This is a genomic window from Marinobacter sp. SS8-8, from assembly GCF_030540945.1.
Taxonomy (GTDB): Bacteria; Pseudomonadota; Gammaproteobacteria; order Pseudomonadales; family Oleiphilaceae; genus Marinobacter.
Map to the genome: position 1 here is coordinate 181,800 of NZ_JASSVN010000001.1, position 21,885 is coordinate 203,684.

At 58.6% G+C, this 21,885-nt stretch carries 17 protein-coding genes; 8 read left to right on the forward strand and 9 right to left on the reverse strand.

Annotated features, from left to right (window positions below; genetic code table 11):
• Positions 1-102 precede the first annotated feature (102 nt).
• Genes cynS through QPL96_RS00775 form a run of 4 tightly spaced genes read right to left on the reverse strand, consistent with a single transcriptional unit; the run spans position 103 to position 3,794 of the window.
• Positions 103-546 (reverse strand): cyanase, encoded by a 444-nt coding sequence (cynS, locus tag QPL96_RS00760; RefSeq protein ID WP_303284932.1) that lies wholly within the window; start codon positions 544-546, stop codon positions 103-105.
• Between the two features lie 27 nt (positions 547-573).
• Positions 574-1,488, reverse strand: coding sequence for an ABC transporter ATP-binding protein (locus QPL96_RS00765; RefSeq protein WP_303284933.1), 915 nt, complete (start codon positions 1,486-1,488; stop codon positions 574-576).
• A 54-nt stretch (positions 1,489-1,542) separates the two neighbouring features.
• Positions 1,543-2,370, reverse strand: coding sequence for a nitrate ABC transporter permease (gene ntrB / locus QPL96_RS00770; RefSeq protein ID WP_303284934.1), 828 nt, complete (start codon positions 2,368-2,370; stop codon positions 1,543-1,545).
• A 2-nt stretch (positions 2,371-2,372) separates the two neighbouring features.
• A complete protein-coding gene (locus tag QPL96_RS00775) occupies positions 2,373-3,794 on the reverse strand; it encodes an ABC transporter substrate-binding protein (RefSeq protein WP_303284935.1) in 1,422 nt (473 codons plus the stop codon).
• Positions 3,795-4,106: 312 nt separating this feature from the next.
• Here QPL96_RS00775 and QPL96_RS00780 point away from each other — a divergent pair, with 312 nt between their 5' ends.
• Positions 4,107-6,020, forward strand: coding sequence for a sigma 54-interacting transcriptional regulator (locus QPL96_RS00780; protein WP_303284936.1), 1,914 nt, complete (start codon positions 4,107-4,109; stop codon positions 6,018-6,020).
• On the opposite strand, the gene QPL96_RS00785 is transcribed toward QPL96_RS00780, so the two are convergent.
• From QPL96_RS00785 to QPL96_RS00800, 4 genes are all read right to left on the reverse strand, one after another.
• Positions 6,007-7,344: a sodium-dependent transporter gene (locus tag QPL96_RS00785; protein WP_303284937.1), complete on the reverse strand. Its 1,338-nt coding sequence runs from the start codon at positions 7,342-7,344 to the stop codon at positions 6,007-6,009. The genes QPL96_RS00780 and QPL96_RS00785 overlap by 14 nt on opposite strands.
• Before the next feature lie 427 nt (positions 7,345-7,771).
• Positions 7,772-8,953, reverse strand: a complete 1,182-nt coding sequence (locus tag QPL96_RS00790) for an acetyl-CoA C-acyltransferase (RefSeq protein WP_303284938.1) — start codon at positions 8,951-8,953, stop codon at positions 7,772-7,774.
• A 181-nt stretch (positions 8,954-9,134) separates the two neighbouring features.
• Positions 9,135-10,286, reverse strand: coding sequence for an acyl-CoA dehydrogenase family protein (locus QPL96_RS00795; protein ID WP_303284939.1), 1,152 nt, complete (start codon positions 10,284-10,286; stop codon positions 9,135-9,137).
• 24 nt (positions 10,287-10,310) lie between these two features.
• Entirely contained in the window at positions 10,311-11,072 is a 762-nt protein-coding gene (locus tag QPL96_RS00800) for a 3-hydroxyacyl-CoA dehydrogenase (RefSeq protein WP_303284941.1), read from the reverse strand.
• 104 nt (positions 11,073-11,176) lie between these two features.
• Here QPL96_RS00800 and QPL96_RS00805 point away from each other — a divergent pair, with 104 nt between their 5' ends.
• The 7 genes from QPL96_RS00805 (at position 11,177) to QPL96_RS00835 (ending at position 20,435) form a co-directional block, all read left to right on the forward strand.
• Positions 11,177-11,620, forward strand: coding sequence for a MerR family DNA-binding transcriptional regulator (locus QPL96_RS00805; protein ID WP_069183908.1), 444 nt, complete (start codon positions 11,177-11,179; stop codon positions 11,618-11,620).
• A gap of 29 nt (positions 11,621-11,649) precedes the next feature.
• Positions 11,650-12,816: an isovaleryl-CoA dehydrogenase gene (locus tag QPL96_RS00810; protein WP_303284942.1), complete on the forward strand. Its 1,167-nt coding sequence runs from the start codon at positions 11,650-11,652 to the stop codon at positions 12,814-12,816.
• A gap of 188 nt (positions 12,817-13,004) precedes the next feature.
• A complete protein-coding gene (locus QPL96_RS00815; RefSeq protein ID WP_303284943.1) occupies positions 13,005-14,612 on the forward strand; it encodes a carboxyl transferase domain-containing protein in 1,608 nt (535 codons plus the stop codon).
• 14 nt (positions 14,613-14,626) lie between these two features.
• Complete coding sequence (locus QPL96_RS00820; RefSeq protein WP_303284945.1) at positions 14,627-15,433, forward strand: enoyl-CoA hydratase-related protein; 807 nt, start codon at positions 14,627-14,629, stop codon at positions 15,431-15,433.
• A gap of 2 nt (positions 15,434-15,435) precedes the next feature.
• Complete coding sequence (locus QPL96_RS00825; protein WP_303284947.1) at positions 15,436-17,445, forward strand: acetyl/propionyl/methylcrotonyl-CoA carboxylase subunit alpha; 2,010 nt, start codon at positions 15,436-15,438, stop codon at positions 17,443-17,445.
• Positions 17,445-18,353: a hydroxymethylglutaryl-CoA lyase gene (locus QPL96_RS00830; protein WP_303284948.1), complete on the forward strand. Its 909-nt coding sequence runs from the start codon at positions 17,445-17,447 to the stop codon at positions 18,351-18,353. The genes QPL96_RS00825 and QPL96_RS00830 overlap by 1 nt, the downstream gene beginning before the upstream one ends.
• Before the next feature lie 381 nt (positions 18,354-18,734).
• Positions 18,735-20,435, forward strand: a complete 1,701-nt coding sequence (locus tag QPL96_RS00835) for an AMP-binding protein (protein ID WP_303284949.1) — start codon at positions 18,735-18,737, stop codon at positions 20,433-20,435.
• 196 nt (positions 20,436-20,631) lie between these two features.
• Here the strand turns inward: QPL96_RS00835 and QPL96_RS00840 are convergent, their stop codons facing one another.
• A complete protein-coding gene (locus tag QPL96_RS00840; protein WP_092031443.1) occupies positions 20,632-21,882 on the reverse strand; it encodes a hypothetical protein in 1,251 nt (416 codons plus the stop codon).
• Positions 21,883-21,885 lie beyond the last annotated feature (3 nt).

Below are 21,885 nucleotides of genomic sequence, written 5' to 3' on the forward strand. Positions count from 1 at the left end.
GAGTTGCTTTTTCCAAGAGAAATCCACCTGCTACCCCGCAAGCCCGCCCCTCAACCAACAGGCTACAAAGGCGGGCCCACTCCGAAGCTTCCGTTCGAACGTTTACCAAGCCTTATAAGGCAGGAACTTCCCGTTCATAGTCACGACAACACGGTCGCCCTTCGGATTCTCTTCCTTCTCGATGTCCATGGTGAAATCGATGGCACTCATGATGCCGTCACCGAACTTCTCGTGGATGAGTTCCTTCATGGTGTCGCCGTAAACGCCCACCACTTCATACAGACGGTAGATCAGAGGATCCTGGGGCACGGCACCATCCCAGGCTTTTTTCGGGCACACCTGCAGGGCTTCGGCCACCGGCTTTTCCAGACCAAGGGTTTCGCACAGGGCAAAGGCCTTGTCTTCGCTGAGGCTGTTCATACCCAGGGCCGCTGAGGTGGTGAACACCGGGGACAGGCCGATGGTTTCGGCGATGGCTTCCCAGGTCATACCCTTGGACACTTTGGCTTCCAGGATTTTGGCGGTCATCAGTTCTTTGTTCATCATGGCTGTTTCCTCTCTTGGGTTTTTACGTCAGGCATTCACCGCGCGGGCGGCAGTTTCAGATTCGGATTGGGCTTCAGGTTCCGCAGACGTCTGGGTGGACTGCGCCACGCCTTTGGCGGGTTCGGCGATTTTCGGGGTGCCGTCTTTTTCCGGCAGGGCCGAGCCGCTGCGGTTGACAAGGAAGTCCACCAGGTAATCCCGGGTCTTGTGGTAGGCCGGGTTCTGGAAAATCGTGGCCCGGGCCCGCGGGTGCGGGATGTCCACTTTCACGCTTTCGGCGATACGGGCGTTGGGGCCGTTGGACATCAGGAAGATGCGATCAGAGAGCAGTATGGCTTCGTCCACATCGTGGGTGATCATGAACACGGTCTGGCGGGTTTCTTCCCAGATCTTCACCAGCTCGTCCTGAATCACACCCCGCGTGAGGGCATCCAATGCGCCGAAGGGCTCGTCCAGCAGCAGAAGTTCGGGCTGGGTGGCGAAGGCCCGGGCGATACTGACCCGCTGGCGCATACCGCCGGACAGCTGGGACGGCTTGCGATTCAGTGCATGGTCCAGGCCCACCATCTTCAGGTAGCGTTCGCTGTGCTCTTTCACCTTTTCCTTGGACCATTCCGGCCAGCGGGCCCGAACGGCGAAGACGATGTTGTTCAGGGTGGTTTTCCAGGGCAGCAGGCTGTAGTTCTGGAACACCACGCCGCGCTCAAGGCCGGGGCCTTTGATTTCCTTGCCGTTCATCACCACGTTGCCGGCGCTGGCTTCGTCCAGGCCGGCCAGCACGTTCAGGATGGTGGATTTGCCACAACCGGAATGGCCGATGATGCAGACAAACTCGCCTTTCTCCAGGGCAAAGCGAATATCCTCGAAGACGGTCAGCTCGCCGCCCTGGCCGTCCGGGTAGGCTTTGGACAAGCCATCTACTTCCAGGATTGATTTACTCATAACAGGTCTCCATTCGGAGGGTTGAGGCCGGCACCGGACCCGGTGCCGGACCACTCACTCTTTGTATTCCACCAGCCTCTGGGCCTTGCCCAGGGCCAGGTCGAGCAGCATGCCCACCACCCCGATCATCAGGATGGAGAAGATCACACTGGCCAGATCCAGGTTGTTCCATTCGTTCCACACGTAGTAGCCAATGCCAGTGCCACCCACGAGCATTTCTGCCGCCACGATAACCAGCCAGGCGATGCCGATCGAAATCCGCATACCGGTCAGGATCGTCGGTGCGGCGGCCGGCAGGATCACCGTAATAGCGGTGCGCAGCGGGCCGAGTTCGTGGGTCCGGGCCACGTTCACCCAATCCTGCCTCACATTGGCCACGCCAAAGGCGGTGTTCAGCAGCATCGGCCAGATCGAGCAGATAAAGATCACGAAGATCGCCGAGGCGTCGGAGTCCTGAATGATGAACAGGGCCAGCGGCATCCAGGCCAGCGGTGAGATCGGTCGCAGCACCTGGATGTAAGGGTTCAGGGCCTTGTACATCAGCGGCGACATACCGATCAGGAAGCCGATGGGCAGTGCGATGGCCATGGCCGCCAGATACCCGGTCAGCACCCGATATACCGAGTAGGCCAACTGGATACCGATACCCTTGTCGTTGGCGCCGGCGTCATAGAACGGGTTGGACAGCTCTGCCCAGGCCAGCTTGATCACCGCCGAGGGTGGCGGCACACGGGATTCCTGTTCTACACCACCCATCAGCATTTCGTATTCGGTCAGTCCTGTCTGGGCCTCTGGGGGCTGGGTTGCCATTTCCCAGAGCCCCAGGGCCAGAATCAGGAACGACACCGACAGCAGTGCTGCCCGGACGTTCAGGGAAGCCATGATTACACCCTCCCGATTGCGAAGCCGCGGGTGTACTCTTCGGCGCTGTCCGGATCGAAGGTTTTACCCATGATGGTGTGGGTCTTGTAGGTTTTATCCGGCGCGGAGTAACCCATTTCTTCCATCAGCTTTCCGGTCTCGCTGGCCAGGTACACCTGCTCGGCGATGGCCTTGTAGTCCACATCACCCTCGATATACCCCCAGCGCTTCATCTGGGTGAGAATCCAGACGCCCATGGAGTGCCAGGGGAACGGATCGAAATCAATGCGGTCCGGAACATCTTTCACCTCGCCAAGGCCATCGGCGTAGTAACCGGTCAGCACCTGCTGGATCACTGGCACCGGCTGGTTCAGGTAGTTCTTGGGCGCAATAGCCTCGGAGATTTCCTTGCGGTTATCGGTATTGTTGGAGTATTGGGTCGCATCGATGATGGCACGAAGCAGCGCGCCATAGGTGTTCGGGTTTTCGGTGGCGAACTTCTGGCTGCAGGCAAAGGCGCAGCACGGGTGGCCTTCCCAGATGTCTTTGGTCAGCATGTGGATAAAGCCCACTTTCTCCCAGACTGCACGCTGGTTGAACGGGTCCGGGGAGAGGTAACCGTCGAGGTTACCGGCGCGCAGGTTAGCAACCATCTCAGGTGGCGGAACCACACGGATCTGCACATCCTTGTCCGGGTCGATACCGTTCTCGGCCAGGTAGTAGCGCAACAGGAAGTTGTGCATGGAGTACTCGAACGGCACCCCGAACTTGAAGCCCTTCCACTGCTTGGGATCGCGCTTGTCCTTGTGGTCCACATGCAGGACGATCGCCTGGCCGTTGATGTTTTCAACTGCGGGCATGATGTAGGGCTCCGGTGTGGAGCCGGCGCCCATGGTCATCGCCAGGGGCATGGGAGTCAGCATGTGGGAAGCGTCGTATTCGCCCGCCAGTGACTTGTCGCGAGCCACCGCCCAGCCGGCGGTCTTGGTCACGGTGACATCCAGGCCGTAGCGCTCATAGAAACCCATCGGGTGAGCCATAATGATCGGCGTGGCGCAGGTAATGGGTACAAAGCCGACGTTCAGCTTGGTTTTCTCAAGCTTGCCGAGAGACTCCTTCACCGCCGCCTTCGCCTTTTCCATAGGGAAAACACTGCCCAGAACGGCCGCTGCGGTTCCTGCTCCCATCATCTTCATGAAACTGCGCCGGCTGTGTTCGTTGTGGCCGAACACAGAGCGCACCACGGCGCCTTCGATGGCGCGATCCATCATCGCTTCCGAGTCCAGACGCTCGTCCGCCACCGCCTGCTGGCCGGTAGAAGGCTTGAGATCAAGGGAAATAGAGGGGGCGCTGTCACCCGGCTTGCACTCAGGGCAGCCGCAGGTCTTTGCGTGAATCAGGGATTTGTCACCATCAAAAGGATTTCCGAGGCTTTTCGTGGTCATGGGGCACTCTCCTGCGTTTAGCGTGATTTACTGGTTATTTCTGCACTCTTGTGGTGCAACAAAAATGCGGCTCGGGCCCGACGGTCGAAACAGGGGCAGGCCGGCTACGCGTTCTGAAGGAGGTATCGCAGGGTTTGTGCCAAGTGCAGAAATTTTTTAACTCTTTGTTTTTCAATGACCAATATTCAGAAAGCAGCAAATAGTCGAGCTACGATATTTCGTAATTAACGATTTTTCGTAACATTGACTGCGATTTTTCGTAGTTGGCACGGGGATTGATTCTTCTCCGGCAGACTGACTCGGGAAGCCAACATGAATAACGAAGCCATCATCAGCCCTGAAATAACCGGCAACTGGATCGACCATCTGCCGGAATCGGCCCTGCTGGTGGACGCTGCGCGGGATCTGATTCTGTCAGCCAACAGCGCCATGGGCCGGATGATCGGCACAGACCGTCAATCGCTGACGGGGAAACCCTGCACCCATCTGTTCACAGACCAGCGCCCGCAACTGATCGCCTTTACCGAAGAAACTCTGTTTCGCGGTCACGGCTGGAGCCGCGATTTCTTCCTGCAGCATCGGGACGGCCACACTGTGGAACTCGAAATCTCCTCGTCCCGGGTCGGCCAGGCGGAATCCCAGAACATACTTCTTTTGCTGAGAGACCGACGCCAATTACGCACCCTTCGGGAGCGCCACGATGCCAACCACTACCACCAGGGCGGTCTGCTAGAGTGGCGACGGGTGGAAGAGCTGTTCAAGGACATGGAGAGAGAAAACCAGTTGATCCTGCATGCCGTCGGGGAAGGCATCTATGGGGTGGATGCCGAGGGTCGAGGCACCTTCGCGAACCCCGCAGCAGAGCGCATGCTGGGTTGGCGAATTGACGAACTGATGGGTCGGGTCCTGCACCGCGTGGTGCATCATTCCCACGCGGACGGCAGCCTGTACCCACTGAAGGACTGCCCGATATACGCGGCCTTCCGCGATGCCAGCGTGAAGCGCGTTGGCGAGGACTGGTTCTGGCGTAAGGATGGCAGTGGCTTTCCGGTGGAATACACCAGCACACCCATTCTCGACAACGGCCATCCGGTGGGTGCTGTGGTGGTGTTCCGGGATATCTCCGCCCGCCAGGAAGCCCAGAACGAATTGCACAAGGCACTGGAAGAGGTGGAGACCCTCAAGCGCCGCCTGGAAATGGAAAACGCCTATTTGCAGGAAGAATTAAGCGCCGAGTACCACTTCCACGAGATCTTCGGCCAAAGCGATGCCATCAAGGCCATCGTACGCCGGATTGGCATGGTGGCGCCCACCGATGCCAACGTGCTGATCACCGGTGAATCCGGCACGGGCAAAGAACTGATCGCCCGGGCCATTCACCAATCCAGCAGCCGGCGGGATCGCCCCCTGATCCGGGTGAACTGTGCAGCCATCCCCAAGGATCTGTTCGAGAGCGAATTTTTCGGCCACATCAAAGGAGCCTTCACCGGCGCCGTCAGCGACCGCGTCGGCCGGTTCGAGCTGGCCGACGGCGGCACCCTGTTCCTGGATGAAGTGGGCGAAATCCCGTTGGAGCTGCAGGGCAAACTACTCCGCGTGCTTCAGGATCAGCAATTCGAGCGGGTGGGGGAAAACCGCACCCGGGCCGTGGACGTGCGCGTTATCGCCGCCACCAACCGCGACCTGAAAGCCGAAGTACAGCAGAAAACCTTCCGGGAGGATCTGTATTTCCGCCTGAACGTGTTTCCCATCGAGTCCGTTCCCTTGCGCCGTCGTCTGGAAGACATCCCCATCCTGGCCCAGGAGTTTCTGAACCGGGCCTGCCAGAAGTTCAACCGCCCCACCCTGGCGCTGCGCGAGAGGGATGTGGAAACTCTGAAGGCCTATCATTGGCCGGGCAATGTGCGGGAACTGGAGAACGTGATCGAGCGCCAGGTGATCACCGCCGACGGCCGGCTGGACTTGGACCTGCCCGGGCCGGATTCCACCGCCCGTATAAACACAACAACGCCCCCCGCGAGACATTACAGCGGCGAATTGATGACGGAACAGGAGTTACGGGAGCTGGAGAAACAGAACCTGACCCGGGCCCTCACCATGAGCAGTGGCCGGGTCTTCGGCGAAGATGGCGCAGCGGCCATGCTGGGCATAAAACCCACCACCCTGACCTCGCGCCTGAAAAAACTGAAGATCGAACCCCGGGAATTTCAGGTCAGGCCTGAGTAATGCCCATCTGGTTCAAAGCGTAAGTCACTGCGATCCATAGCAGCATTACCAGCGGCAGATAGCGGCCAACCAGGTACATCCGCCATTCCCACCAACGGCTTTCCGTGCCCAGCACAGTCCGGATCTTCTCTGGTGGTATAAACCAGCAGAACATGGCCGCGCCCAGGACCCCGGATAAGATAATCACATTGCCGCCGGCCACCCGGTCGATCACATCCAGAACCGGCTCCCCGGCAATGTTCCACTCCAGTGGTGTGAAACTCAGCGCCGATGCTGTACCCAGCACCAGCATAACCAGGGTAACCAAACTGACCGCCCGGCCATTGCTCAGCCGGAACTCTTCCGCCACCGCAGCAATCATCACCTTCAAACCGGCCAGACTGGAACTGAACGCGGCCATGAAAAACAGGCTGAAAAACAGCGTACCCACCCAGTAGCCGCCAGCCATGTCCTCGAACACCCGGGGCATGGTCACAAACGCCAACTGACTGCCCTCCGTCGGCTCCATACCCAGGCTGAACACAAACGGAAAGATCATCCAGCCCGCCAGCAACGCCACACTGGTCTCGGTACCGGCAACAATCAGACAGGCCCGGGGCACGTGGGTCTGACGGGGGATAAAGCTGCCATAGGTCACCAGATAGCCCTGGCCAATCGCCAGGGTGTAGAACGCCTGCCCGAACGCAAAAGCCCAGAGCTTACCGTCCGCCAGCCGGCTCCAGTCCACCTGAAAAAAGAAATCCTTGGTCTGCTCCCAACCGGGTGTGCGGCTGGCGAAGATCACCAGGCCGATCATCACAACGATCAACACAGGCATCAGGATCTTCGACATCAGCTCAATGGCTGTCACATCCTTGGCGAGGATAATCGCCCCCAGCAAAGTGACGGCGAAGAAGTACCAGAGCGAGTTATACCCGGCAGTAAAATCCCCAAACACCCGGAGATCGTCCGTTGCGGCATCCACCGCATAACCCAGGGTCCAGCCGGTAATCACCAGATAATAGCTGGTAATGGCCATGGTAATCAGCACCACAAACCAGCCATAGACCACGCCAAAGCGGTTCACCTGGCGGTAAGTCTGAACGGTACTGCCCTTGGAGAGCCGCCCGGCGGACACTTCCAGAATCATGATGGGCAGAACCACCACAATCAGCGCCAGCAGGTAGGCCACCACAAAAGCGCCACCACCGTTCTCCCCCACCATGTAAGGAAACCGCCACAGGTTCCCCAACCCCACGGCAGCGGCCGCCATGGAGGCCACAAACGCGGGCTCTGAACTCCACTGTTTACGGGATTCCTCGATAAATTCGTTGCGCTTTCGCACGGCCTTTCCTTCTCCAATGTCGGGGAATTTCAATGCATTGAAGGCTAGCAAATCATAGGCTGGGGCGCATAATTGATATCAAGTCAGGCTTTCTGGGATGGTGAGACTTCTGCCTTGGGGGATGGCCGGCAGTGGGGGTACCTTTTCTTCTGGGAAAAACAACTCGCTTCGCTCAGACATTTTTTCCCGCCAGAAAAGGTACCCCCACCACCGTCATTCGGACTGAGGAATGGAATTCTCAAAAAAGAGAAAGAAAGACTTTGAAAGTCGCGATATCTCGAGAGTATCTCGGCGCGGGGTGGCCGGTGGATTTTTCGCCGGAAAAAGGTGTCTGAGCGAAGCGAGTTCTTTTTCCAAGAAAAATTCACCGGCCACCCCGCAGCCCGCCCCCAAACAGGCAGGCCACGAGAAGAAACGATCAGCCAAATCAGATCAACTCAATGGCAACAGCAGTCCCCTCGCCACCACCAATACACAACGAAGCCACACCACGCTTCAGCCCACGCTGCTTCAGGGCATTGATCAGGGTAACGATGATCCGCGAACCGGAAGAGCCAATCGGGTGCCCCAGGGCACAGGCACCACCGTGGACGTTGACCTTTTCAGCCGGGAGCTTCAGCTCGTTCATGGCCGCCAGGGTAACCACCGCGAAAGCTTCGTTGATTTCGAACAGGTCCACGTCGTCGACGCTCCAGCCAGCTTTCTTGAGCACCTTCTCGATGGAGCCGATGGGCGCCAGGGTAAACTCGGCTGGCAGGCGGGCGTGGGTGGCGTGAGCCACGATTCGGGCCTGGGGAACGAGGCCGCGGGCGTCAGCTTCGGCGGCGGAGGCCAGTACCAGGGCAGAGGCACCGTCGCTGATGGAACTGGAGTTGGCCGCAGTCACGGAGCCGTCTTTGGCGAAGGCCGGCTTCAGGTGCGGGATTTTCTCCGGTTTGGCGTTGCCCGGCTGCTCATCGGTGTCGACTTCGGTGTCGCCGCCACGGCCGGATACGGTTACCGGAACAATCTCGTCACGGAACCAGCCGTTTTCGATGGCGGCCAGGGATTTTTGCAGGGAACCGATGGCGAATTCGTCCATGGCCTGACGGCTGATGTCGTATTTATCCGCGGTGCGCTGGGCGAAGACGCCCATCAGGCCGCCTTCGTAGGCGTCTTCAAGACCGTCCAGGAACATGCTGTCCATCACCTGGCCGTGGCCCATGCGCATACCACCACGGGCCTTGGGCAGCAGGTACGGTGCCTGGCTCATGTTTTCCATGCCGCCGGCGATCATGATGTTGTTGGTACCAGCTTTGATCTGGTCGTGGGCCATGATGACGGCCTGCATGCCGGAGCCGCACATTTTGTTGATGGTGGTGCAGCCGGAGCTGTCGGGAATGCCGGAAGCCCTTGACGCCTGGCGCGCCGGAGCCTGGCCGAGACCCGCGGGCAGTACGCAGCCCATGATCACTTCCTGGATGTCAGCCGGCTGGAGGCCGGAGCGTTCGATGGCCGCCCTGATGGCGGTGGCGCCCAGATCCGGGGAACGCACGGTGCTCAGGGAGCCCATCATGCCACCCATCGGTGTTCTTGCTGAGCCTGCGATTACCACATCATTGCTGTTCATTTGGTTGTCCTCCTGATTCTGTGAAAGGCCCGATCAGGGGGCAGCCTCTCCGGGACACGCTGTAAATACTTCCCTGTACGCTTGACTGCAGCATCCATGCTGCAGACAGTCCCGGAGAGGCTGCCCCCTGCTCGGACCCCGAGCATTCGAGTTGCCTTCTGAGGCCTTAAAGGACCTTCTTTCAGGCTTTGCCAAGTACCGACCGGGCAATAATTTCTTTCATGACTTCTGAGGTGCCGCCATAGATTCGCTGCACCCGGGCGTCGATAAAGGCCCGGGAAATCGGGTATTCGGTGGTGTAACCGTAGCCGCCAAACAGCTGCAAACAACCATCGGCCACGCGACACTGCATCTCGGTGGCGCTGTACTTGGCCATGGAGGCGGTCGGGGCATCCAGCTCGCCACGGTCGTACTGGTCGATGCACTGGTCCACGAAGGCCTTGTTGACCCGGTAGTCGGTTTCCATACGCGCGATTTCGAAGCGGGTGTTTTGCAGTTGGGCCAGTTTCTGGCCGAACAGTTCCCGTTCCTGGGCATAGGCGATGGTCAGGTCGAGGGAGCCACGGGCCGCGGCCACGCCGAGGGCACCAATCACCAGCCGCTCCCGGGGCAGTTCGCGCATCAGGTACATGAAGCCCTGGCCTTCCTCGCCCAACAAAGCCGAGGCCGGGACTCGCATATCGGAGAAGAACAGCTCGGAGGTATCCCCGGAGTGCTGGCCGATTTTGTCCAGGTTTCGGCCTTTGCTGTAGCCCGACAGTGACGTATCCACCAGGAACAGGCTGATGCCTCGGGCACCGGCCTTCGGATCGGTTTTCGCCGCAACGATGACCATGTCGGCGTGCTGACCGTTGGTGATGAAGGTTTTGGAGCCGTTCAGGATGTAGTCATCGCCATCCTTCACCGCACTGGTGCGGATCGCCTGCAGGTCGCTGCCGGCACCTGGCTCGGTCATGGCGATGGCGCCAACGGCTTCGCCGGAAACCAGCTTCGGCAGCCATTGTTGTCGCTGCCCCTCGTTGCCCATGTGGCTCAGGTAGGGGGCGACAATATCCGAGTGCACCATCACGTTGGTGGAGAGCGCACCGAATCCCATGCGGGCAAGCTCTTCCCCTACCACCACGGAGAACTGAAAAGGTGCGCCGATGCCGCCGCAGTCTTCCGGTACATCCACGCACAGCATGCCGGCGTCGCCCAGGGTGTTCCAGAGCTCGCGGGGGACCAGGCCGGTTTTCTCCCAGGCCTCATAATGTGGGGCCACTTCTTTTTCCAGAACCTTGATCACAGATTCCCGGAACATCGCCAGTTCTTCTTTATCAACAGACACGGTCATGGTTGTCTCCTGCCATTGAATGCGTCACTTAGGCGCCATGCGAAGCGCGCAGTCCAGGCGAATCACTTCGCCGTTGAGAATCGGGTTGCGCACCATCTGGTCAACCATCATGCCGAACTCTTCCGGCTTGCCGAGACGCTTCGGGAACGGCAGCGTGGCTGCCAGGCTTTCCTGAACTTCCTCGGGCATACCCGCCATCATGGGCGTCATGAACAGGCCAGGTGCAATCGTATTTACACGGATGCCCTCGCGAGCCAGCTCACGGGCTGACTGAAGGGTAAGCGATACCACACCGCCCTTCGAGGCACTGTAGGCCGCCTGGCCAATCTGACCTTCATAAGCCGCCACGGAAGCCGTGTTGATGATTACGCCGCGCTCACCATCGGCATTGGGTTCACGCTGGGCCATATCCGCCGCGGCCAGACGCAGAATGTTAAAGGTACCAATCAGGTTGACCTGAATAACCTTGCTGAAGTTCTCCAGCGGCATCACACCTTCGCGGCCCAGAATCTTGGAAGCCGTGGCAATACCGGCACAGTTCACGGCAATACCGCAGGGACCATGGGCTTCGCGGGCAGCGTTGATCGCCGCTTCGGCGCTGTTGGGGGAGCTCACATCACACTCGAGGAAAATCCCGCCGATGTCCTCGGCCACTTTGCGGCCCTGCTCTTTCTGCAGATCCAGGATTGCCACCTTGCATCCGGAAGCTGCCAACGCGCGGGCTGCACCCTCGCCCAGCCCGGAAGCGCCGCCTGTTACAATGGCCGGTACATTTTTGAAATCCATCGTTCACTCCCCTTTTCGGAATTCTGTTTGTTTAAAATCGGACCAGAAAACTACTTTACGTTTACGTAAACTTTATCTAACCTAAGTCGAAAAAGGAAATCGCAATGGTCGAAAAAAGAACGTTCAGCATCAGCGAGCTCTCACAGGAGTTCGATGTCACAACGCGAAGCATCCGCTTCTATGAGGATCAGGGGCTGCTGAAGCCGCGCCGACGCGGACAGACCCGTATTTTCAGCACCAAGGATCGCGTGCGTCTGAAGTTGATCCTTCGCGGCAAGCGCATGGGCTTCACCCTGGCGGAAACCCGGGAGCTATTTGACCTGTGGGATGAAACCCTCACCGGTAACGAAAAACAGCTCCTGAAAATGCTGGAGATCCTGGACGGTCGCAAAGCCATGCTGGAACAGCAGAAGAACGACATTGCCCAGGCAGAGATGGAAATAGACACAGCGGAAGCCCGGTGCCGAGAAGCCCTGGCGGAGCTACAAAAGAAAAAGAAACAGCAGGCGCCGGCCAACGACGAGGCCAGGCAGACCGCTGAAAACTAATGATCGACAGAAATCAAAGGTAGCCAACGATGAAATCACAGTACTCAGAGCTCAACTTCGGTCTCGGCGAAACCCTCGATATGCTCCGCGAGCAGGTCAACGGCTTTGCCGCTGCAGAAATCGCGCCGCGCGCCGAGGAAATCGATCGTAACAACGAATTCCCCATGGACCTGTGGCGGAAAATGGGCGACATGGGCCTGCTGGGTATTACCGTGAGCGAAGAGTACGGTGGCTCCGACATGGGCTACCTGGCGCATGTCATCGCCATGGAAGAAATCAGCCGCGCCTCCGCCTCCGTTGGCCTCTCCTACGGTGCCCACTCCAACCTGTGTGTAAACCAGATTCACCGCAACGGCACCGAAGAGCAGAAACAGAAATACCTGCCGAAGCTCGTCAGCGGCGAACACATTGGCGCCCTGGCCATGTCCGAGCCCAACGCCGGCTCAGATGTCATCTCCATGAAACTCAGCGCCAAAGACACCGGTGACCACTATGTCCTCAACGGCACCAAGATGTGGATCACCAACGGTCCGGATGCGAACACCTACGTCATCTACGCCAAAACCGACACCTCCGCCGGCTCCCGTGGCGTGACCGCCTTCATCGTGGAACGCGACGCCCCGGGCTTCAGCCGCCACCAGAAGCTGGACAAACTCGGCATGCGCGGCTCCAACACCTGTGAACTGGTGTTCGAAGACTGCAAGGTTCCCAAGGAAAACATTCTGGGCGGCGTTGGCAACGGCGCCAGAGTCCTGATGAGCGGCCTCGACTACGAGCGCCTCGTCCTCTCAGGCGGCCCACTCGGCATCATGCAGGCCGCCATGGACGTCGTGGTTCCCTACATCCGCGAACGCAAACAGTTCGGCCAGGCCATCGGTGAATTCGAACTGGTGCAGGGCAAAGTCGCCGACATGTACACTTGGATGAACACCGCCAAGTCCTACGTCTATATGGTCGCCATGTCCGCCGACCGAGGCGAAACGACCCGCAAAGACGCCGCCGGTGCCATCCTCTACTCCGCCGAAATGGCCACCAAAATCGCCCTGGACGCCATCCAGTTGCTCGGCGGCAACGGCTACATCAACGAATACCCGACTGGCCGCCTGCTGCGGGACGCCAAGCTGTATGAGATCGGTGCCGGAACGTCCGAGATTCGTCGGATGCTGATCGGTCGTGAGCTGTACCTGAACAAGTAAACAGCCGCTGATCACATCGATTTACGGAAGATAACTCCCTCGGTACGTCGAGGGCGTGGTGGGTGTTCCTCCCGGGAATGTCTGCGGCCATGGATGGCCGCAGTCAAGCGCACATGGATGTGCTCGTAGCGTTTCCCGGGAGGAACACCCGTCACGCCCGGATGCCCCCGAATAAGAAGGCAGGGAAAATGACCATACTCCAAAGCAAAATCAATCCGCGGTCCGAAGAGTTCCAGGCCAACCAGGAATCCATGGCCCAGGCCGTCGCCGACCTGCGTGACAAAGTTGCCACCATCCAGCAAGGCGGCGGCCCCTCCTACCAGGAGCGCCACATCGCCCGAGGCAAACTGCTCCCCAGAGAGCGCATCAACCGCCTCCTGGACGACGGCTCCCCGTTCCTGGAAATCGGCCAGTTCGCCGCCTACAACGTCTACGATGAAGAGGTCCCCGCAGCAGGCGTCATCGCCGGCGTGGGCCGCGTCTCCGGCACCGAATGCATGATCATCGCCAACGACGCCACCGTAAAAGGCGGAAGCTACTACCCGCTGACGGTCAAGAAACACCTGCGCGCCCAGGAAATTGCCCTGCAGAACCGCCTGCCGTGCATCTACCTGGTCGACTCCGGCGGTGCCAACCTGCCCCGCCAGGACGAAGTCTTCCCGGATCGCGACCACTTCGGCCGCATCTTCTACAACCAGGCCCGCATGTCCGCCGACGACATCCCACAGATCGCCGTCGTCATGGGCCTGTGCACCGCCGGTGGCGCCTACGTGCCCGCCATGGCCGACGAATCCATCATCGTCCGCAACCAGGGCACCATCTTCCTGGCCGGCCCGCCGCTGGTAAAAGCCGCCACCGGTGAAGTGGTCAGCGCCGAAGACCTCGGTGGTGCCGACGTACACTGCAAAATCTCCGGAGTTGCCGACCATTACGCCGAAAACGACGCCCACGCCCTGGAAATCGCCCGACGCTGTGTGTCCACCCTCAACCGCCGCAAGCCGACAGACGTCGAAATTCGTAAGCCCAAGGCACCGCTGTACGACGCCGAAGAAATCTACGGCATCGTCGGCACCGACCTGCGCAAGCAGTTCGACGTGCGCGACGTGATCGCCCGCACCGTCGACGGTTCCGAGTTCGACGAGTTCAAACGCTACTACGGCCAGACCCTGGTCACCGGCTTTGCCCATATTCACGGCTACCCGGTGGGCATCATCGCCAACAACGGCATCCTGTTCAGCGAAGCCGCCCAGAAAGGCGCCCACTTCGTCGAATTGTGCTGCCAGCGCAACATCCCGCTGCTGTTCCTGCAGAACATCACCGGCTTCATGGTTGGCCAGAAGTACGAATCCGAAGGCATTGCCAAGCACGGTGCCAAAATGGTCATGGCCGTAGCCTGTGCCAACGTGCCCAAGATCACCGTGCTGATCGGTGGTTCATTCGGTGCGGGCAACTACGGCATGTGCGGCCGTGCCTACAGCCCGGATTTCCTGTGGATGTGGCCGAACGCCCGCATCTCGGTGATGGGCGGCGAACAGGCCGCCGGCGTTATGGCCACCGTTCGCCGTGAAGGCATGGAGCGCAAGGGCCAGGAATGGAGCGCCGAGGAAGAGGCCGAGTTCAAGAAGCCGATCATCGACACCTACGAACACCAGGGCCACCCGTACTACGCCAGTGCCCGCCTCTGGGACGACGGCGTCATCGACCCGGCCCAGACCCGGGAAGTGGTTGCCCTAAGCCTGTCTGCCACTCTTAACCGACCCGCCAAGCCGACACGCTTTGGCGTGTTCCGGATGTAATCGGGGAGACTGACATGACAGACAACGAATCCGCAGTTCTGCTCAAACGTCGCGACGAAGGCATTGCCGAGGTGGTTCTCAACCGCCCTGACAAACGCAACGCCTTTGACGACGTGATCATCCAGCAGCTGATCAGCACCCTCACCGGGGTGAATGCCGACAACAGCGTGAAGGTCGTCATCCTGCGCTCCGAAGGCAAGCACTTCTCTGCCGGGGCCGATCTGGTCTGGATGCGTCGTATGGCCGAGAACAGCCGCCAGGAAAACCTGGATGATTCCCGGGAACTGGCGCGGCTGATGAACGTACTCAACCACCTGTCCAAGCCCGTGATCGGTCTGGTACAGGGCGCTGCCTTCGGCGGCGCGGTGGGCCTTGCCGCCTGCTGCGACATCGTCATTGCCACCGAGAAATCCAGCTTCTGCCTCAGCGAGGTAAAACTCGGCCTGATACCGGCGGTGATCAGCCCCTACGTGGTACGTGCCATCGGCGAGCGGCAGGCACGACGTTACTTCATCTCCGCCGAAGTGTTTACCGCAAAGCAGGCTCAGGAATACGGCCTTGTCCACATCGTCTGTGACGATGTCGAAGCCATGGAAGCCCGCTGCAACGAGATGCTCCAGCAACTGGCCATGAACGGGCCCGAAGCGATGAAAGCCGCCAAGGACCTGGTATTCGCCGTCAGCCACAAACCGATCAAAGACGACGTGATTGATGACACCGCACACCGCATCGCGGATATCCGGGTGGGTGAAGAAGGGCAGGAAGGGCTCAGCGCCTTCCTGAACAAGCGAAAGGCCAACTGGGTTCCGGAGGAAGAATAACAATGTTCAGCAAGATTCTGATCGCCAACCGGGGCGAAATCGCCTGCCGGATCATACAAACCGCCCACCGCATGGGCATTCGGGTCGTCGCCGTCTACTCCGACGCCGACGCCAATGCCCGGCACGTGGCCATGGCCGACGAAGCCTTCCACATCGGGCCCGCACCCAGCTCCGAGAGCTACCTGCGCGCCGAAAAGATCATCGAGATTGCCAAGAAGAGTGGTGCCCAGGCCGTTCACCCGGGCTACGGTTTCCTCTCGGAAAACACCGCGTTCGCCGAAGCCTGCGAAGCCAACAACATTGTCTTCATCGGCCCGCCCTCTTCAGCCATTGCCGCCATGGGCTCCAAGTCTGCAGCCAAGGCCATCATGGAGGAAGCCGGTGTTCCCCTGGTGCCCGGCTACCATGGCGACGACCAGTCAGTGGAAACCCTGCGTGCCGAAGCCGAGAAATGCGGCTTCCCGCTGTTGCTCAAAGCCGTTGCCGGCGGCGGTGGCAAAGGCATGCGCGTGGTCAACAGCATGGGCGAATTCGACGATGCCCTGGCCGCCGCCAAGCGGGAAGCCCAGAACGCCTTCGGCAACCCGGACATGCTGATTGAGCGCTACCTGACTCAGCCCCGGCACGTGGAGATTCAGGTTTTTTGCGATAAGGATGGCAAAGGCGTGTATCTGGCCGAGCGGGACTGCTCCGTGCAGCGCCGTCACCAGAAAGTCCTGGAAGAAGCCCCGGCACCGGGGCTGAGCGAAGACACCCGAAAAGCCATGGGTGAAGCGGCAGTGAAAGCCGCCCAGGCCATCAATTACGTGGGCGCCGGCACCGTCGAATTCCTGTACGACGTGGACGGTTCCTTCTTCTTCATGGAAATGAACACCCGTCTGCAGGTGGAACACCCGGTCACCGAGATGGTCACCGGCCAGGACCTGGTGGAATGGCAATTAAAGGTAGCCTGGGGCGACCAGCTGCCGCTGGAACAGTCCCAGGTGAAAACCCGGGGCCACGCCCTGGAAGCGCGTATCTATGCCGAAGACCCGGACCAGGATTTCCTGCCGGCCACCGGCAACCTGCGCTACCTGAGCACCCCGGATGAAAGCGCCCACGTGCGTGTGGACACCGGTGTCACCGAAGGCGACGACATCAGCATCCACTACGACCCCATGATCGCCAAACTGATCGTGTGGGACGAAACCCGCGACCAGGCCATCAACCGCATGGTCCAGGCCCTGGAGCACTACCGCATCGCCGGCGTGAAGACCAATATCCGGTTCCTGCACGCCCTGGCCGACGCACAGCCGTTCCGGGAAGCCGACCTGACCACCGGTTTCATTGAGGATCACCGGGAACTGCTGTTCCCGAAATCCAGGCTGGATACCCACAAGGCCCTGGTACTGGCCGCCGGTTTTGTTCTGGAACAGCGCAAATCCCGGGAAGTGGTCAGCACCGACCCCTGGTCGCCGTTCGGCCGCCAGAACAGCTGGCGCATGAACTCCGAGTTCGCCCAGCCACTGCAGCTGCAGGTGGGTGAAGAGATTCACGACCTGAAGGTGCTGGAACGCGACGACCGCTATCAGGTGTTCGTGGGCGACAGCGTATACAACCTTACTGCCCGACTGGACGATGACTACCTGCAGGCCGTCATCAACGGCCACCGCATCAGCATCCACGGCAACCTGCACAACGACCAGCTGGTGCTGTTCTACGAAGGCGACACCTTCAACTGCTCCCTATACCGGGAAACCTACGGCTTCGAGGATATAGCCGGCGAAGGCAGCCTGGCTGCACCTATGAACGGCGCTATCGTGGCGGTACAGGCCAAAGTCGGCGACAAGGTCACCGCCGGCCAGAGCCTGGTCATCATGGAAGCCATGAAGATGGAACACGCCATCAAGGCCCCGGCCGACGGCGTGGTTACCGACATCTTCTTCGCCGAAGGCGACCAGGTGTCCGAAGGTGCCGAACTGATCGCCATTGAGGTGGATGACCCTGAAGCGAAACAAGAGGAGGCAGGCTGATGGCCTTTCCCAAACAGGTTCGCCTGGTTGAGATGAGCCCCCGGGACGGACTCCAGAACGAGCCCGGCCCGGTGATCGACACCGCCATCAAAACCGGACTGATCGACCGCCTCGCAGACAGCGGCCTGAGCCATATCGAGGCCGCCAGCTTTGTATCCCCGAAATGGGTGCCACAGATGGGCGACGCCGCCGACGTGATGGCCGGCATTACCCGCAAGCCCGGCGTACGCTACTCGGCCCTTACCCCGAACCTGAAAGGGTTTGAAGGCGCACTGGCGGCAAAGGCCGACGAAGTGGCTGTCTTCGGTGCTGCTTCCGAAGCCTTCACCCAAAAGAACATCAACTGCACCATCGCCGAAAGCCTCGAACGCTTTGCGCCGGTGGTGGAGGAAGCCCGCAAACACGGCATTCCGGTTCGCGGCTACGTCTCCACCGTCATGGGCTGCCCCTACGAAGGCGACATCGCGCCGGAACAGGTGGCCACCGTGGCCAAAGCCCTTTACGACATGGGCTGCCACGAAATCTCCCTGGGCGACACCATCGGCGTAGGCACACCGATCAAAGCCAAACGCATGCTCGAAGCCGTGGCCGCCCACGTGCCCATGGAAAAACTGGCCGCCCACTTCCACGACACCTACGGCCAGGCCCTGGCCAACCTGTATGCCGTGCTGGAAGAAGGCGTAAGCGCGATTGACGCCTCAGTCGCCGGTCTCGGCGGCTGCCCCTACGCCAAGGGCGCGTCCGGCAACGTCGCCACCGAAGACGTGCTATACCTGCTTAATGGTCTGGATATAGAAACCGGAGTTGATCTGCAAAAACTCGTCGCCACAGGCGACTGGATATGCCGCCAGCTCAACCGGCACAACGGCTCAAAAGTCGGCCAGGCAATAGGCGGTAACTGCCAATGACTGATCTGGCGGGCGGGTACCGCTTCCCGGGACTGTCTGCAGCATGGATGCTGCGGTCAACGTACAGGGGTTCGGTCGAGCGTATAAGAAGTGAAGCTTCTTGCGACAGCCGAACGACCGCAATCTGCGATTGCGGGCCGGACCCGCTCGCGGGTATTTACAGCGTGTCCCGGGAAGCTGTTCCCACCCGCCAGAGCACCGGACTCACAGGCTAGGAGTAGTCAATGAATCAGAATAAAAATGCAGTGGCCCTGGATTTCCCCATCCATCGCGTGGCGATTGCCAGCGATATGCAACCTAACCCCGAGTATCACAGTCAGAGTCGCTAGCAGGACCGCAACCCTGCTCGCCCTCGAATACAACAACAATGGAGGCAGAGATATGAGCAAGACTCTACCAAGCACTTATCCCAGTTATACGAGCGGCACCGCGGAAAAGCCCCTTCTGGGCATGACCATTGGTGAAATGCTGGACCGCACCGCCGAACAGTATCCGGACAACGAAGCCCTGGTGTGCCTGCACCAGGACATTCGCTGGACCTACAAGGAATTTGTCGCGAAGGTTGATGAAGCCGCCCGCGCCTTCATGGCCATCGGCGTCAAACGCGGCGACCGGGTGGGCATCTGGTCCCCCAACCGTTATGAGTGGACCGTTACCCAGTTCGCCACCGCGAAAGTGGGTGCCATCCTGGTAAACATCAACCCGGCCTACGGCGTGCACGAGCTACAATACGCCCTGAACCTGGCCGGCATCACCACGCTGGTAACGGCGGACGCCTTCAAGGGTTCCAACTACCGGAAAATGCTCCATGACCTGGCGCCGGAACTGAAGCGCAGCGCCCCCGGCAAACTCAAGGCGGACCACGTGCCGGACCTGCGGGCCGTGATCAACGTGCACGAAGACAAGCACGACGGCATGTGGACCTGGAAAGAATTCGTCGAGTTCGCCAGCGATGTCTCTGAAGCAGACCTGAAAAAGCGTCAGGGCGAACTGCAGTTCGATGACCCCATCAACATCCAGTTCACCTCCGGCACCACCGGCAACCCGAAAGGCGCCACCCTCACCCACCACAACATCCTCAACAACGGATACTTCGTGGCCGAGAGTCAGCGCTTCACAGAAAAAGACCGCCTGGTGATCCCGGTGCCCCTGTACCACTGCTTCGGCATGGTGATGGGCAACCTCGGCTGCATTACCCACGGCGCCGCCATGATCTACCCGGGGGAAGGCTTTGAACCCAAATCCGTGCTGCAGGCCGTGCATCAGGAAAAGGCCACTGCCCTGTACGGCGTGCCCACCATGTTCATCGCCGAACTGGCCGAGCCGGAGTTTGAAACCTACGATCTCTCCAGCCTGCGCACCGGCATCATGGCTGGCTCCATCTGCCCGGCCGAGGTGATGAAAAAGGTCAACAGCAAGATGAACATGAAAGAAGTTCAGATTGCCTACGGCATGACCGAAACCAGCCCGGTCTCCACCCAGACCAGCTCCCTCGATCCGTTCGAGAAGCAGGTCACCACCGTGGGCCGCACCCAGCCGCACCTGGAAACCAAGATCGTCGACCCGGCCAGCGGCAACGTGGTCCCGCGCGGCGAAATCGGCGAACTGTGCACCCGCGGCTACAGCGTGATGCTGAAATACTGGAACAACGAGGAGAAAACCCGCGAAGCCATCGACGACGCCGGCTGGATGCACACCGGCGACCTGGCCACCATGGACGAAGACGGCTACATCCAGATCGTCGGCCGCATCAAGGACATGGTCATCCGCGGCGGGGAGAACATCTACCCGAAAGAAATCGAAGAGTTCCTCTACACCCACCCGGCCATCGAGGAAGTGCAGGTAACCGGCATCCCCGATGACAAATACGGTGAAGAGCTGATCGCCTGGGTGAAACTGGCTCCGGATGCGGCGCCGGTAACCGGGGAGGACTTGCAGGCGTTCTGCAAGGGCAAGATCGCCCACTTCAAGATCCCGAGGAACTACAAGTTCGTGGATGAGTTCCCGATGACCGTCACCGGGAAGATCCAGAAGTTCAAGATGCGGGAGATTTCAATTGAGGAGATGGGGTTGAACAAGTAACTTCTCCTCGCTGCTTTGCGAAAACCTCAGACCCCGGCTTTGTCGGGGTTTGTTCTTCCTGGCGTACCGCCGATACCCAGAGCTTTCAGCGGTTCCTGCCGTTAATAAAAATCCATTCGTATTTTCTTTGCCGCTCGGCCTTCGCAGCATTTCTTGCTTTCTTTTGAGCCGGAGCATGGCCTTGATATACGCCGACTCAACTGGCCACCTTAGCTATTTTCTTCAGAGTTTCTTTGCTATCGCCAAATGTACATATCGCATCACAGTGCTTACGCAAGTCAGAGAATAAAATATAATGAATTTCGATATTATTGCCCTTGATCGCTGGCCGACTTAGCTGCAACTCCAATTCCTTTTCTCTGTTGTCAGGAATGATAAGAAACAGGGAGGAGGGATCTTCTGGAAATGAGAAGTACAAGTCGGTAAGCCGAAGTATCCCGGAATATATTGAAGTGCTTTTCTCAACCTCAAAAGCGCAAACAATTTTATTTGTGCCTTTCTCAAACCAAATCACGTCAATTAGCGCAATAGTGTTATTTGTATCTTTATCAACACCTATATCAGGAAATCCTGGCAGACTTATAAATGAAAAACTAATGCCATCATGACATCTTGACCGATCATTTGAAGCGCTGATTACATCATACCCTAACGAGTGGCCAATTTTCAGGAGATGGTATTGCATTTCTGTATGCAGATCTTCCTCTTCTTTTTCATTTGTAACTTCTTTGTGTCGTTTTTTAAGCAGCCTTTCTATTTTTACCTTCTCATCATCAGAAAGAGCGCCCTCATCTCCAACCAAAAGCTTTTTTACGCCAATGTCAAACAGCAAGCCAGAAAATGCCCCGAGATCTCTGGAAAGCATGCCTCTGTACTGGCTGTTTTTTCCTATAATTATCTCCCGCATACGAAGGTATTCCTGCCACGAACCAAGCTTGATATTTTCCTTGAACAAGTGGTTAAACCCATTAACAATTGCAGTATTGAATGGAGGAATAATCTCAGGATGGAGGAAATACAGAATATTAACCACTGCAGGCCCGAGCCCTTTTATTTTTCTTTGATCAAGTCGAATTATTTCCCTTAATATCTGATCTTCCCTTGTAGCATTATAGCAGTTTTCAAGAAACTGGCCGAATATTACCTTATTTTCTTCATTCTCATAAATATCTGGAATGCGAAGCTTTGGTTTCCAGTAGAATGCATGTGACGCCCCAATAAATACCTGCTTTTGCTCGGTAATACAATTTAAGACAAACTCCAGGGACGAGCCTTTGTAATCGTTACCGAATTCTTTCGTCTTAATATCCAGTATTACTTTCTGAACCCCACGACGAATAGAGCGAAAGGCTTTCAAACGTTCATCGTTATTGATAAACCAGGTATTGAATACTGACTCTTTATCGCACTTATATTTTTCAAGCAAACCCTGTAATTCTATATTCATTAT

Coding starts and splice junctions, on each gene's coding strand:
- QPL96_RS00765 (WP_303284933.1), bottom strand. CDS start 1,488: ATGAGTAAATCAATCCTGGAAGTAGATGGCTTGTCCAAAGCCTACCCG.
- QPL96_RS00820 (WP_303284945.1), top strand. CDS start 14,627: ATGACAGACAACGAATCCGCAGTTCTGCTCAAACGTCGCGACGAAGGC.
- QPL96_RS00775 (WP_303284935.1), bottom strand. CDS start 3,794: ATGACCACGAAAAGCCTCGGAAATCCTTTTGATGGTGACAAATCCCTG.
- ntrB (WP_303284934.1), bottom strand. CDS start 2,370: ATGGCTTCCCTGAACGTCCGGGCAGCACTGCTGTCGGTGTCGTTCCTG.
- QPL96_RS00830 (WP_303284948.1), top strand. CDS start 17,445: ATGGCCTTTCCCAAACAGGTTCGCCTGGTTGAGATGAGCCCCCGGGAC.
- QPL96_RS00780 (WP_303284936.1), top strand. CDS start 4,107: ATGAATAACGAAGCCATCATCAGCCCTGAAATAACCGGCAACTGGATC.
- QPL96_RS00790 (WP_303284938.1), bottom strand. CDS start 8,953: ATGAACAGCAATGATGTGGTAATCGCAGGCTCAGCAAGAACACCGATG.
- QPL96_RS00810 (WP_303284942.1), top strand. CDS start 11,650: ATGAAATCACAGTACTCAGAGCTCAACTTCGGTCTCGGCGAAACCCTC.
- QPL96_RS00805 (WP_069183908.1), top strand. CDS start 11,177: ATGGTCGAAAAAAGAACGTTCAGCATCAGCGAGCTCTCACAGGAGTTC.
- QPL96_RS00840 (WP_092031443.1), bottom strand. CDS start 21,882: ATGAATATAGAATTACAGGGTTTGCTTGAAAAATATAAGTGCGATAAA.
- QPL96_RS00825 (WP_303284947.1), top strand. CDS start 15,436: ATGTTCAGCAAGATTCTGATCGCCAACCGGGGCGAAATCGCCTGCCGG.
- QPL96_RS00835 (WP_303284949.1), top strand. CDS start 18,735: ATGAGCAAGACTCTACCAAGCACTTATCCCAGTTATACGAGCGGCACC.
- cynS (WP_303284932.1), bottom strand. CDS start 546: ATGATGAACAAAGAACTGATGACCGCCAAAATCCTGGAAGCCAAAGTG.
- QPL96_RS00795 (WP_303284939.1), bottom strand. CDS start 10,286: ATGACCGTGTCTGTTGATAAAGAAGAACTGGCGATGTTCCGGGAATCT.
- QPL96_RS00815 (WP_303284943.1), top strand. CDS start 13,005: ATGACCATACTCCAAAGCAAAATCAATCCGCGGTCCGAAGAGTTCCAG.
- QPL96_RS00800 (WP_303284941.1), bottom strand. CDS start 11,072: ATGGATTTCAAAAATGTACCGGCCATTGTAACAGGCGGCGCTTCCGGG.